Consider the following 12,691-nt stretch of genomic DNA (forward strand, 5'->3'; position numbering starts at 1 on the left):
ATGCGTCTGAGAGGGACGGTTTGTCGCACATGGGAGGCCCGGTCTTCTTGCGCGGCCGCGCGGGGGTGGCGCGGGTCGCCGCAAGTCTGCCATGCGGGCGGTGGTGGGGAAAGCGTTAACGCGGCGTTTCCGGGGTGGGTGATGGCGCGAGCGCCAGCGTCACGCGCGCCTGGCCACGGCGCCGTGACATCAGGGCACTGGGTGAAAACGCCGAAGGACGACCCCCGAGTGATGTAGCCGTCTCAATGCGGCGAAGGCGACCTCGTAAAAAAAAGAACGGCGGCTGCACGCCGCCGGAAGCGAAGGGGGGACCGGCGGGGCCGGTCCCCCAAAGGATCACTCGCCGCCGCCGAGGCCGTGGACATAGGCGGCAACCGCCCGGATGTCCGCCTCGCTCAGGCGCTTGGACCAGGCCGGCATCACGCCGAACGGGCCGTCGTGGATGATCCGGCGGATGGTGGCCTCGTCCGGGGCGCCGCCCTTGTTGTAGAGCCACACCGCGTTGGTGAGGTTCGGCGCGCCCTGGGCCCGGTCGCCGGTACCGTCCTCGCCGTGGCAGGCGACACAGTTCTCGGCGAAAACCGGCTGGCCCGCGGTCGCCTTGGCGGCGTCATGCGGCAGGCCGCTCATCGACATGACATAGTTCGTCACGTCGTCGATCTGGGTCGCGTCGAGCAGCCCGTCCACACCGAAGCGCGGCATCTCCGAGTAGCGGGTGTCCGGGTCGTCCGGGCTGCGGATGCCGTGCAGGATCGTCGTGTGGATGTCGTCGATCGTGCCGCCCCACAGCCAGTCGTCGTCCACCAGCGAGGGATAGCCGTTCGCCCCGGCGCCGCCCGCCTGGTGGCACTGGACGCACCAGGTGCTGAAGACCGCACGGCCGGCGTTGTTGGTGTAGTTCACCAGCTCGGGGTCGTTGCGGATCTCGGCCAGATCGACCGACGCCAGCTTCTGCTGGATCGGCGCGTTGGCGTCGGCGAAGCGCTGGATGTCCACCGCCACCTCGTCGCGCGGGGTGGTGCCAATGAAGCCCTGGGTGGACCCATTGATCAGCGGGATCGCCGGATAGGCCAGCACATAGCCCACCGCCCAGATGATCGTGGCATAGAAGGTCCAGAGCCACCAGCGCGGCAGCGGGTTGTCGTATTCCTCGATCCCGTCCCAGCTGTGGCCGGTGGACTGGACCTCGACCACGTTCTTGCCGACGCGGCGGCGCTGGGTGTTGCGGGCCTGCGGCCGCGCCCCGGGCTTGGCGCCGACGATCGTCTCGGGCGCGTTCTCGAGGATCTGCTGGGCGTTCTCGGCGTCGGCCGCACGGCGGTCCACCGAGATGCGGTTGTCGGGGTTGGCCGGGCTCTCGTGCGCGTCGGACGCATCGGCGCCGACGTTGCGGGCCACCTGCTCGTCGCGCGGGGTCGGCTTGGGGGTGTCGTCAGTCGGATCGGCCATCACTTGACCTCCTTGCTGCCCGGTTCGGGGTCCGTCGCGGGTCTCGTCTCGTTTCGAAAGATGCTCTCGGCGGCGTCCTGCTGGACCTTGCGCGACCCGGGCCTGAAGGCGAACAGGATCACCCCCAGGAAGATCAGGGTCAGGACCAGCAGGACCCAGCTGTCGGCGAGGTGGCGCAGGAAGGAATAGCGCTCCATCCCGTGCGCCCCGTCAGCGATGCCGCTCGGGCTGGAAGGTCGAGAAGTCGACCATCGTGCCCAGCACCTGCAGATAGGCGATCAGCGCGTCCATCTCGGACACCCCCGCCTGGCGGTCGAAGTTCCGCTGCTGGGCGCCGGGGTAGCGCGCCTGCAGCGCCGAGGCGTCCGCGTTCGGGTCCGCCTGCGCCAGCCAGTCGGCGCGCGCCTCGGCCAGCATCTCGTCGCTGTAGGGCACGCCCACGCGGCGGTCGGCGGTGATCCGGGCGTCGATGTGGGTCGGCTCGATCAGCCGCTGCCGCAGGAACCCGTAGGACGGCATGATCGATTCCGGCACCACCGCCTGCGGGTGCGTCAGGTGGTCGATGTGCCATTCGTCCGAATAGCGCCCGCCCACCCGGGCCAGGTCCGGCCCGGTCCGCTTGGAGCCCCACTGGAAGGGGTGGTCGTACATCGACTCGGCCGCGAGGCTGTAGTGGCCGTAGCGCTCGACCTCGTCGCGCATCGGGCGGATCATCTGGCTGTGGCAGACGTAGCAGCCCTCGCGGACGTAGATGTCGCGCCCGGTCAGCTCGAGCGGGGTGTAGGGACGCACCCCCTCGACCTTCTCGATGGTGTTCTCGAGGTAGAACAGCGGCGTGAGCTGGACGATCCCGCCGATGGTGACGATCAGGAACGAGAACACCAGAAGCAGCGTCGCGTTCTTCTCGAGGATCTTGTGGTGGTCAAGGATTGCCATCGGTCAGATCCTCATTCGGCCGGCACGGCGACGCGGGTGTCCGCGACGCGGGGCTGGCGGGCCACGGTGGCCCACAGGTTGTAGCACATGATGATCGCACCGCTGAGGAAGAACCCCCCGCCCAGCGTCCGCACCACCAGCATCGGGTACTTGGCGACCACGGTGTCGGCGAAGGCGTTGACCAGGAAGCCCTGGCTGTCGACCTCGCGCCACATCAGGCCCTCCATGATGCCCGAGACCCACATCGAGGACGCGTAGAGCACCAGGCCGATGGTCGCGAGCCAGAAGTGCCACGAGACCAGCGTGTTGGAATAGAGCCGCTCACGCCCCCAGAGCCGCGGGGTCAGGTAGTAGAGCGCCCCGAAGGTGATCATCCCGTTCCAGCCCAGCGCACCCGAGTGGACGTGACCGATGGTCCAGTCCGTGTAGTGCGACAGCGAGTTCACGGCCTTGATCGACATCATCGGCCCTTCGAAGGTCGCCATCCCGTAGAAGCCCACGGCCACGACCATCATGCGGATGATGGGGTCGGTACGCAGCTTGTCCCAGGCGCCCGAGAGGGTCATCAGGCCGTTGATCATGCCGCCCCACGAGGGCATCCACAGCATGACCGAGAACACCATCCCGAGGGTCGAGGCCCACTGCGGCAGCGCGGTGTAGTGCAGGTGGTGCGGACCGGCCCAGATGTACATGAAGATCAGGGCCCAGAAGTGGATGATCGACAGCTTGTAGCTGTAGACCGGACGCTCGGCCTGCTTCGGGATGAAGTAGTACATCATCCCGAGGAAGCCCGCGGTCAGGAAGAAGCCCACCGCGTTGTGGCCGTACCACCACTGCGTCATCGCGTCCTGCACGCCCGAGAAGAGCTGCACCGACTTCGACCCGAAGACCGAGACCGGCAGCGACAGGTTGTTGACCACGTGCAGCATCGCGATGGTCACGATGAAGGACAGGTAGAACCAGTTGGCGACGTAGATGTGCGGCTCGCGCCGCTTCATGATCGTGCCGAGATAGACCGCGAGGTACACGACCCAGACGGTGGTCAGCCACCAGTCCACGTACCACTCGGGCTCGGCGTATTCCTTGGACTGGGTGGCGCCGAGGATATAGCCGGTCGCGGCGAGCACGATCATCAGCTGGTAGCCCCAGAACACGAACCAGGCCGCGTTCCCGCCCCACAGCCGCGTCGCGCAGGACCGCTGGACGACGTAGAACGACGTGCAGATCAGCGCGTTGCCCCCGAAGGCGAAGATCACCGCGCTGGTGTGCAGCGGGCGCAGCTTGCCGAAGTTCAGGTAGCCGTGGGCCAGATCCGAAAGGTTCAGCGACGGCCACGCCAGCTGGGCGGCGATCACCACGCCGACCAGGAAGCCGATGACCCCCCAGAAGGCGGTGGCGATCACGCCGGCCCGGATCACGCCATCCATATACTCGGATTCGATCCCCACGCGGCTGGCCGCGCGGCGCGGATCGTCCATGCTGCGCAGCTGCCACAGGAAGGTGAGGCCTGCAGCCAGCATCACCGTCAGCGCGTTCACCATATAGGCCAGATCATGCGCGTAGTTGGCGCCTATCGCGGCGAACACCGCGATGACGCCAAGCACGATCAGCTTGATGACATCCCACATTGTCGTCTTGTCCCTTGTCCCTGTGCGGTTTTGACCGAATCGCGCAACTTCGCGATCGGTCTTTCCCGCCGTGGCACCGTGTCTATGGGCCATAGGTTGACCAAACATTGATCTGGGTCAACAAATCGCGGGCGTTCCGCGGCGTATGGTCGCTGTGGATGACCTCAGGAGCACAGGCATGGGCTACAAGACCATTCTCACCGTCGTCACCCGGCAGGGGCAGACCGCGCAACTCGAGGCCGCGATCGCGCTGGCGCGGCGCGAGGACGCCCATCTCGACGTGTTCTGCCTGGGCGTCGATCACACCCAGACCGGCTACTATTACGCCGGCGCCTCGGCCTATGTGTTCCAGGAGGCGATCGACCGGGCCATGGCCTCGGCCGAGGCGCTCGAGACCGAGGTCAAGGCGCAGCTCGCCCCCGAGGACATCCGCTGGTCGACCGAAAGCGCCGTGGCGCAGATGGGCGGCGTCTCGGCGCTGATCGCGCAGCGGGCGCGGTTCTCGGACCTCGTGGTGCTGAGCCAGCCCTACGGCGAGGGCGCGGCGCCGGACGCCGAGGCGGTGCTCGAGGCGGCGCTCTTCGAGGGAAGCTGCCCGGTGCTGGTACTGCCGCACGGGTTCACCGACGTGGCGGGGCTGGGCCGGCGGGTGCTGATCGCCTGGAACCAGTCCGACGAGGCGCTGGTCGCGGTGCGCCGCGCCATGCCGATCCTGCGCGCGGCGGAAGCGGTCGAGATCGCGGTCGTGGACCCCTCGCCGCACTCGCCCGAGGGCTCGGACCCGGGCGGCGCGCTGTGCCAGAAGCTGACCCGGCACGGGGTCAAGGCCGACATCGCGGTGCTGGCCAAGACGCTGCCCACGGTCAGCGAGGTGCTGAACCGCCGCGCCGCCGAAACCGGCGCCGACCTCGTGGTGATGGGTGCCTACAGCCACTCGCGGCTGCGCGAGGCGATCCTCGGCGGGGCCACCCGGCACATGCTCGAGCGGGCGCCGCTGCCGATCCTGATGGCACGCTGAGGGGTCAGTCGGCGGTTACAGGCGGGCCGGGGAACCGGCTCGCCCCCCTGCCCTCCGCGCTCACGCGGGTGGGGTCAGCAGGGCAGTCCGCCGTCCGAATCGTCGCCGCTTTCGGCCGCGAGGCGATGGAAGTCGGGGATCACCACCCGGCGGCTGCCCTCGAGCGCGATGACCCCCTCGCGCCGCAGGGCCGAGATCTGCCGGCTCACCGTCTCGAGCGTCAGCCCGAGATAGTCGGCCATCGCCTCGCGCCCCAGCGGCAGGTCGACCACCGTGCCGCCGGTGGGCAGGCTCTGACGCAGCACCGCCTCGCGCCGGGCGAGGATGGTGAGGAACGAGGCGATCTTCTCGCGCGCCGACTTGCGCCCCAGCAGGAGCAGCCAGTCCCGCGCCGCGTCGAGTTCGTCGAGCGTCATGTCGAGCAGCCGCGCCGCCACCCGCGGGCTCGAGTGCAGCAGCCCCTCGAACGGGCGGCGCCGGAAGCAGCAGAGCAGCAGTTCGGAGAGTGCCGTGACGTCATAGGGCGAGCGGTCGCGGCCGGGCCGGCCGAGGAAGTCCGACGGCAGCAGCAGGCCCACCATCTGGGTGCGCCCGTCCTCCATAGTCTGGCTCAGGCCTGCCACGCCAGAGACGACCGAGGCCACGAAGTCCATCCGCTCGCCGGCCAGCCCGATCACCTGCCCCGCCTCATAGCGGCGATAGTACTTGCTGCCCTCGAGCGCGGTCAGTTCCGACGGCTCGCAGGTCGCGCAGACCGCCCGATAGCGGATCGGGCAATCCTCGCAGGGAATCTGCAGCGGGTGGCAGCCCGCGGGTGATATGGACTTGACCTGTGTCAATACTGGCCTGTGTGATGCTTGTATCTGACTAGGCGCATGGAACAGGAATCGCAACTCACCCGGCTGGGACTGTTTGACGCGCGCGTGCCGCGCTACACGTCCTATCCCACCGCGCCACACTTCAAGCCCACGATCGGGGCCGGGGACTTCACCCGCTGGGTCGAGGCCATCCCGCCCGGCGCGGCGATCTCGCTTTACATGCACGTCCCGTTCTGCCGCCGGCTGTGCTGGTTCTGCGCCTGCCGGACGCAGGGCACGCAGTCGGACGCCCCGGTGCGCGCCTATGCCGACGTGCTGATTCAGGAGCTTGCGCTGCTCAAGGCGCATCTCGCGCCCGGCGTTACGCTGTCGCGGCTGCACTGGGGCGGGGGCACGCCCACGCTGATGCCGCCGGACATGATGCGGCGCGTGGCGGGCGCGGTGTTCGACGCCTTCCCGCTCGCCCCCGGGGCCGAGTTCTCGGTCGAGATCGACCCCAACGAGATCGACGAGGCGCGCATGGACGCGCTGGCCGAGGCGGGGCTGACGCGCGCCTCGATCGGCATTCAGGACTTCGATCCGGCGATCCAGGCCACCATCGGCCGCGACCAGAGCTTCGAGGTGACCGCCGAGGCGGTCCGCATGATCCGCGCCCGCGGGATCGAGAGCCTGAACGCCGATATCCTCTATGGCCTGCCCCACCAGACCCCGCAGCGGATCGCGGATTCGATCCAGAAGCTGATGGCGCTGTCGCCCGACCGGATCGCGCTTTACGGCTATGCCCACGTGCCGTGGATGGCCAAGCGCCAGGTGATGATCCCGGACGCGGCCCTGCCCGACCCGCAGGCGCGGCTGGCGCTGTTCGAGGTCGCCCGGCGGCTGTTGGTCGCGGACGGCTATGACGAGATCGGGATCGACCACTTCGCCCGCCCCGGCGACGGGCTGGCGGTGGCGCAGCGGGCGGGGCTGCTCAGGCGCAACTTCCAGGGCTACACCGACGACCAGGCGACGGCGCTGGTGGGGATGGGCGCCTCATCCATCTCGCGCTTCCCGCAGGGTTACGCGCAGAACGCGCCCGCGACCGGCGCCCACGTCAAGGCGATCCGCGAGGGGCGGTTCTCGACCACCCGCGGCCATGCGTTCACCCCCGAGGACATCTGGCGGGCCCGGATGATCGAGGCGCTGATGTGCGACTTCGAGATCCGCGCCGACGAGTTCATCCGCGACCACGGCTTCACGGCCCCCCGCCTCGCGGCGCTGTTCGCCCCGATCAAGGCGCAGTTCGGCGAGATGGTGACGGTGAATGCGGCCGGGCTCTCGATCCCCTTCGAGGGGCGGCCGCTGACCCGGATGATTGCGCGGATGCTCGACGGCTACGAGATGGAGGCCAAGGGCCACAGCCCGGCGATCTGAGCGGATTGGCGGTGCCGGACCGGGGCGCTGCCCCGGACCCCGGGATATTTGGGTCCAGCCCGAGGTGGGGTGGGCCGGTCGACGCGCGCCCTCTGGCTTCGTTCTGGTCCAGATACCTCCGCCGGAGGTGCCCGCTCAGCGGCCGAGCTTGGCGTGCACTTCGTCCAGATCGACCTCGCCCTTCGGCAGCTTGTTGTCGGGGTCGTCGAAGTCGTAGCGGAAGAGCTGGAAGTCCTTCTTGTAGATCTCCCACACGAGGTGCCGCGACAGGTCGTCGAAGTAGTCGCTGACCTTGTGCAGCCGCTTCGGCCCGTGCCCCTCGCTCTCGTTGAAGCGCGGCACCGTGGTCACGTCGAGCTTCACCGGCGTCTCGGCGGCGTCGAGCACCCGCTGCATCCCCTCGTTGAACTTCTCGGTGAAGAAGATCTGGTCGTAACGCCCGCCGTTCACGATGAAGGTGGCGATATGGCCGGACATGGCCGACCAGTGGATGTCCGGCTCCATCGGGCGGCGCCAGCGGATGGTGTCGCGGGCGAAGAGCAGGAAGCGGCGGAAGCTGGCGATCTGGTCGAAGGCGAAGTCGTTCTCGGGCGAGCCCACGTCGACGCCGTAGCGCTGCATGAGCTGCGGGATCAGGTTGCCGCGGTAGCGCTTGCCGTTGCGCTGGATGCCGGCGATCTTGTCGAAGAACGACGACAGCACCCGCGCATAGGGGTTGCGGACACAGGTGAAGCTGACCGGCTTGCGCGCCGTGACCGCGCGCTCGATCGGCTCGTGGCTGTGCTCCTGGTTCCACTTGTGCAGGCCGGTGGTGGAATCGTGGATGTCACCGTCGAAGTAGCGGCCGTGGTCCGAGTAGAACATGATCTGCCCGATGGTCGAGCAGGCGCATTTCGGCACCACGCGATAGGCGATGCTCTCGCTTTCGGTCATCCACGTTCCGGGGAAACCCATGACGCATGTTCCTTTCCGCCGCGGCTTTCGGCCGGGTTGCCCAAGCCCATAAAATCGTTATGGACGCAAAGCAACGCGCCCGTTGGCAATTTCCTGTCCGAGCCGCCGCGCCGGGTCCGAAAGGGCGGCGCGGCGTCGGTTTGAGTCGAGTTCCATGGCCCGCATCGCCTTTATCCTGCTCTGCCACAAGGACCCCAAGGGGGTCATTGCGCAGGCCCGGCGGCTGACCGGCTCGGGCGACTATGTCTCGATCCATTTCGACGCCCGCGCCAGCGCCGCGGATTTCGACCTGATCCGCACGGCGCTGGCCGACAACCCCGGCGTGACCTTCGCGGCACGGCGGCTGAAATGCGGCTGGGGCGAGTGGTCGCTGGTCGCAGCCACGCTCGAGGCGGTGCGCGCCGCGGTCGCGGCGTTCCCCGCCGCCACGCATTTCTACATGCTCTCGGGCGACTGCATGCCGGTCAAGTCGGCGGCCTATGCCCACGACTACCTCGACGCCCACGACCTCGACTACATCGAGAGTTTCGACTTCTTCGCCAGCGACTGGATCAAGACCGGCTTCAAGGAAGAGCGGCTGATCTATCGGCATTTCTTCAACGAGCGCACGCAGGCGCGGCTGTTCTACGGCAGCTACGAGCTGCAGCGCCGGCTTGGCCTGACCCGGCCGGTGCCCGCCGACCTGCAGGTGATGATCGGCTCGCAATGGTGGTGCCTCAGGCGGCAGACGATCGAGAAGGTGCTCGCCTTCTGCGACGAACGCCGCGACGTGATGCGGTTCTTCGCCACGACCTGGATCCCGGACGAGACGTTCTTCCAGACCGTGGTGCCGCACGTGGTCGCCCGGCGCGAGATCCGGTCGCGGACGCTCACCTTCCTGATGTTCACCGACTACGGGATGCCGGTGACCTTCTACAACGACCATTACGACCTGCTGCTCGGGCAGGATTTCCTCTTCGTCCGCAAGATCAGCCCCGAGGCCATCGACCTGCGCGAGCGGCTGGGCGCGCTGTGGCAGGCGCCGGACCTCGACTTCCCGATCTCGAACGAGGCGGCCGGCCTCTACCGCTTCCTGACCCAGCGCGGCCGGGTGGGCCGTCGCATGGGCCAGCGCTTCTGGGAGGCCGAGGGCAGCCTCGGGCGCGGCCGCACGCTGCTGCTGATCGTGTGCAAGAAATGGCACGTCGCCAAGCGGCTGACCGATGCCATCCGCACCCACACCGACATTCCCGCTGTCAACTATCTCTTCAACGAGACCGACGCCGCCCTGCCCGACATGGGCGGGATCGAGACGACCGTGGACAAGCGCCAGCGCCACCGCCGGGCGCTGGTGCGGATGCTCTTCGACCAGTTCGAGGCGAAGAAGCTGGCGATCTGCCTCGACCCCTCGGCGCTGGGGCTGATCCAGGATTTCGTCGAGGACAAGGCCGACACCCGCGTCCTGCTGATCGATTCGGACTTTGACGACGACTATGTGCGCGGCCACATCGCGCGCGTGGGGCTCGCCGGACCGAACAGCCCGCCGGGGTTCGTCGGGCGCCTGATCGGGGCGGTGCGCAGCGATCTCGCGCACGAGACCGAGCGGCTGCGCGACCTCGACCTCGAGGGGTTCGAGGTGATCGCGGCCCGCCATGACCCGGACCGCAATGCCGCGGCCCTCGCGCGGTTCCTCGGCGTCGAGCCCGAGATTGCCTTGACGCTGGCCCGCACGGATCATCTGTTCGATGACTGAGACGATGCCCGGAGAGGCACCCGACACGACGCCCGAGAAGGACCGCCCGATGACCTATGACGACAGCAACATCTTCGCCCGCATGCTGCGCGGCGAGATCCCGAACGACACCGTGGCCGAGAACGCCCACGCGCTCGCCTTCCGCGACATCCGCCCGCAGGCGCCGGTGCATGTCCTCGTGATCCCGCGCGGCCGCTACGTCAGCTACGACGACTTCGCCGCCAACGCCTCGGACGACGAGATCGTCGGCTTCAACCGGCTGGTGGCCGAGGTGGCGCGGGCCGAGGGGCTGAGCCTCGCGGACGGCGGCGACGGCTTCCGCGCCATCACCAACGCCGGCGCGCATGGCGTGCAGGAGGTGCCGCATTTCCACCTGCACCTGCTCGGCGGCCGCCCGATGGGCCGGATGGTGTCGCGCGACTGAGCGCTGAGCGTCACGGTCCCCGGCAGGTCGCCCCATGCTTCACGCCTTCGCACCGCATCTGGGTGGCCTCGCGCCCCTGCCCCCGGGCGAGCAGATCGCCCGCGCCCGCTGGGTCGACCTCTACCGCCCGCTCGACGCGCAGGTGCGGCAGGTCAAGGCGCTCGGCATCGACGTGCCCACCCTCGAGGACATGGAGGAGATCGAGATCTCGAACCGCCTCTACCGCGAGGGGGACGCGATCTACATGACCGCGGTGCTGCCGGGCGAGTTGCCGGACGGCAAGCCGGTGGCGATGCCGGTGACCTTCATCCTGTCGCCCGAGCGGCTGGTGACCGTCCGCCACCACGCGCCGCGGCCCTTCACCACCTTTCCGACCCGGGCCGAGCGCTCCGCCTCGGGCGTCGGCAGCCCCGACCGCATCTTCCTTGGCCTGATGGAGGAGATCGTCGCCCGCCTCGCCGACATCCTCGAGGGGGTGGGCCGGGTACTCGACCAGACCGGGGCGCTGGTCTTCGACAGCAACGCCAACGCCCGCGACGCCGAGCTGCGCGCCGCCCTGCTCAGGATCGGCGGCCAGTCCGAGCTGATGGCGCGGGTGCGGCTCGGGCTTCTGTCGGTCGAGCGCGTGCTGAGCTTCTACACCAGCTGGACCGAGGCCCACCCGGACGCCGACCGGCTGCGGGCGCTGGCGAAGTCGATCAACCGCGACGTCCAGGCGCTCGAGGTGCACGCCGATTTCCTCGGCACCCGGCTGGGGATGACGGTGGACGCGACGCTGGGCCTCATCAACCTGCAGCAGAACAACACCGTGCGGGTGCTGTCGGTGGTCGCGGCGCTGTTCCTGCCGCCGACGATGATCGCCTCGATCTACGGGATGAACTTCGACGTGATGCCGGAACTGCACTGGCGCTACGGCTACCCGATGGCGCTGGCCGCGATGGTGCTGTCGGCGCTGCTGATCTATCTGCTCGCGCGCTGGAAGCGCTGGCTCTAGCGGCCGCCGGTCAGCGACAGGAACACGTCCTGCAGGTCCGGCTGCTCGGTCGAGAGGTCCGCCATCGGCACCCCGCCCGCGCGCAGCGCATCGACGATTTGCTCGGCCGGGACCCGCTCAGGCGCGTAGCTGAGCGCCAGCCGCCCGTCGGCGCGGCGCTCGGCCGCGACCCCCTCGGGCAGCGGCGGCAGGGCCCCGGCCCACGGCCCGGGGTCGACCACCAGCGTCTTGGTCTCGGCCCGGGCGAGCAGGCGCTCGGTGCGGTCCTGGATGATCTTCTGCCCGCGGTCGATGATGGCGATCTCGTCGCACATCGCCTGCGCCTCTTCGAGGTAATGCGTGGTCAGGATCACCGTCATCCCCTGCGCGTTGAGGCGGCGGACGTTTTCCCACAGCATCTCGCGCAGCGCGATGTCCACGCCCGCCGTCGGCTCGTCGAGGACGAGAATGCGCGGGCGGTGCACCAGCGCCTTGGCCAGAAGCAGCCGCCGCTTCATCCCGCCTGAAAGCTGGCGGGTGTAGCTTTCAGCCTGCGCGGTCAGCCCGACCAGCGCGAGGATCTCGTCGGTCCAGCGGTCGGCCTTCGGCACGCCGTAAAGCCCCGCCTGCACCTCGAGGCTGGCGCGCGGGGTGAAGAACGGGTCGATGTTGAGTTCCTGCGGCATCACCCCGATGGCCGCGCGCGACTGGCGCGGGTTCACGTCCTGGTCGAAGCCCCAGATCTCGACCTGGCCCGCGGACTTGTTCACCAGCCCGGCGAGGATGTTGATGAGGGTCGATTTCCCCGCCCCGTTCGGCCCCAGAAGCCCGAAGATCGAGCCGCGCGGGATGGTCAGGTCGACGCCCTTCAGCGCCTCTTTCGCGGGGACGCGGCCGACCGCGGCATAGGTCTTGCGCAGGCCCGTCAGGCGGATCGCAGGCGCGGCAGAGGGGTCGGGATCGGGCATCGGGCGGTCCGCCTGTGGCTGGGCGACACCCCCGCCCCGCGAACCGCGACGGGTTGCGGCCGGGGATGGGGCGGCTAGAATGGCCGGGCCGTTAAACCGGCGTTTCACCGCCAGCACAAGAGAGCCTCGATGCGCGCGCCCCAGACCGAAAACCCGCTCTCCACCGATCAGGACACCGCCCTGCCGCTGCATCCGGCGCCCGTGACCGAGGTGGTGGCGGCGTGGAAGGTCGCCTGCTCGGGTGACGAGGCGCTGGGACTGGGGCATCCGCGGGTGTGGCTGTCGATCGCCGAGCCGACCGGCTGGGTGGACTGCCCCTATTGCGACAAGCGCTTCGTGATCGACCGCGCCCACGCGCAGGCCGGCCATTGAGGCGCG

Annotated in this window: 13 protein-coding genes; 6 read left to right on the plus strand and 7 right to left on the minus strand. The window is 68.9% G+C overall.

All coding sequences use genetic code 11. The features are described from left to right. Nucleotides 1–336 precede the first annotated feature (336 nt). The 4 genes from ccoP to ccoN form a co-directional block, all read right to left on the minus strand. A complete protein-coding gene (gene ccoP / locus BLW17_RS07395) occupies nt 337–1,194 on the minus strand; it encodes a cytochrome-c oxidase, cbb3-type subunit III (RefSeq protein WP_036731054.1) in 858 nt (285 codons plus the stop codon). Between the two features lie 254 nt (nt 1,195–1,448). Further along, nucleotides 1,449–1,646 carry a CcoQ/FixQ family Cbb3-type cytochrome c oxidase assembly chaperone gene (locus tag BLW17_RS07400; RefSeq protein WP_036699651.1) on the minus strand — a complete coding sequence of 66 codons (198 nt, stop codon included), beginning with the start codon at nt 1,644–1,646 and terminating at the stop codon, nt 1,449–1,451. Between the two features lie 13 nt (nt 1,647–1,659). Further along, nucleotides 1,660–2,385: a cytochrome-c oxidase, cbb3-type subunit II gene (gene ccoO / locus BLW17_RS07405; RefSeq protein WP_036731029.1), complete on the minus strand. Its 726-nt coding sequence runs from the start codon at nt 2,383–2,385 to the stop codon at nt 1,660–1,662. An 11-nt stretch (nt 2,386–2,396) separates the two neighbouring features. Beyond that, nucleotides 2,397–4,013, minus strand: coding sequence for a cytochrome-c oxidase, cbb3-type subunit I (ccoN, locus tag BLW17_RS07410; RefSeq protein WP_036731028.1), 1,617 nt, complete (start codon nt 4,011–4,013; stop codon nt 2,397–2,399). 178 nt (nt 4,014–4,191) lie between these two features. On the opposite strand from ccoN, the gene BLW17_RS07415 reads away from it, so the two are divergent. Beyond that, nucleotides 4,192–5,031, plus strand: a complete 840-nt coding sequence (locus BLW17_RS07415; RefSeq protein WP_036699642.1) for a universal stress protein — start codon at nt 4,192–4,194, stop codon at nt 5,029–5,031. Between the two features lie 74 nt (nt 5,032–5,105). Here the strand turns inward: BLW17_RS07415 and fnrL are convergent, their stop codons facing one another. Then, on the minus strand, nt 5,106–5,852 hold the full coding sequence (gene fnrL / locus BLW17_RS07420; protein ID WP_052176150.1) for a transcriptional regulator FnrL: 747 nt from the start codon (nt 5,850–5,852) through the stop codon (nt 5,106–5,108). 54 nt (nt 5,853–5,906) lie between these two features. On the opposite strand from fnrL, the gene hemN reads away from it, so the two are divergent. After that, nucleotides 5,907–7,262 carry an oxygen-independent coproporphyrinogen III oxidase gene (gene hemN, locus BLW17_RS07425; protein ID WP_036699640.1) on the plus strand — a complete coding sequence of 452 codons (1,356 nt, stop codon included), beginning with the start codon at nt 5,907–5,909 and terminating at the stop codon, nt 7,260–7,262. A 135-nt stretch (nt 7,263–7,397) separates the two neighbouring features. On the opposite strand, the gene BLW17_RS07430 is transcribed toward hemN, so the two are convergent. Beyond that, complete coding sequence (locus tag BLW17_RS07430; RefSeq protein WP_036699638.1) at nt 7,398–8,216, minus strand: sulfotransferase family protein; 819 nt, start codon at nt 8,214–8,216, stop codon at nt 7,398–7,400. Nucleotides 8,217–8,370: 154 nt separating this feature from the next. Between BLW17_RS07430 and BLW17_RS07435 the strand changes: the two genes are divergently transcribed. The 3 genes from BLW17_RS07435 to BLW17_RS07445 are packed head-to-tail and all read left to right on the plus strand — an operon-like array spanning nt 8,371 to nt 11,366. Then, nucleotides 8,371–9,948, plus strand: coding sequence for a DUF5928 domain-containing protein (locus BLW17_RS07435; RefSeq protein WP_036731027.1), 1,578 nt, complete (start codon nt 8,371–8,373; stop codon nt 9,946–9,948). Between the two features lie 49 nt (nt 9,949–9,997). Further along, nucleotides 9,998–10,372 (plus strand): HIT domain-containing protein, encoded by a 375-nt coding sequence (locus tag BLW17_RS07440; protein WP_036731051.1) that lies wholly within the window; start codon nt 9,998–10,000, stop codon nt 10,370–10,372. A gap of 34 nt (nt 10,373–10,406) precedes the next feature. Continuing rightward, a complete protein-coding gene (locus BLW17_RS07445) occupies nt 10,407–11,366 on the plus strand; it encodes a magnesium transporter CorA family protein (RefSeq protein WP_036731025.1) in 960 nt (319 codons plus the stop codon). Here BLW17_RS07445 and BLW17_RS07450 read toward each other — a convergent pair. Continuing rightward, on the minus strand, nt 11,363–12,313 hold the full coding sequence (locus BLW17_RS07450; protein WP_036731024.1) for an ABC transporter ATP-binding protein: 951 nt from the start codon (nt 12,311–12,313) through the stop codon (nt 11,363–11,365). The genes BLW17_RS07445 and BLW17_RS07450 overlap by 4 nt on opposite strands. Nucleotides 12,314–12,442: 129 nt before the next feature. Here BLW17_RS07450 and BLW17_RS07455 point away from each other — a divergent pair, with 129 nt between their 5' ends. Beyond that, nucleotides 12,443–12,685 (plus strand): zinc-finger domain-containing protein, encoded by a 243-nt coding sequence (locus tag BLW17_RS07455; RefSeq protein ID WP_081962491.1) that lies wholly within the window; start codon nt 12,443–12,445, stop codon nt 12,683–12,685. The last annotated feature ends 6 nt before the right edge of the window (nt 12,686–12,691 follow it).

Origin of the sequence: Paracoccus sanguinis, assembly GCF_900106665.1 — a bacterium.
Lineage (GTDB): Bacteria > Pseudomonadota > Alphaproteobacteria > Rhodobacterales > Rhodobacteraceae > Paracoccus > Paracoccus panacisoli.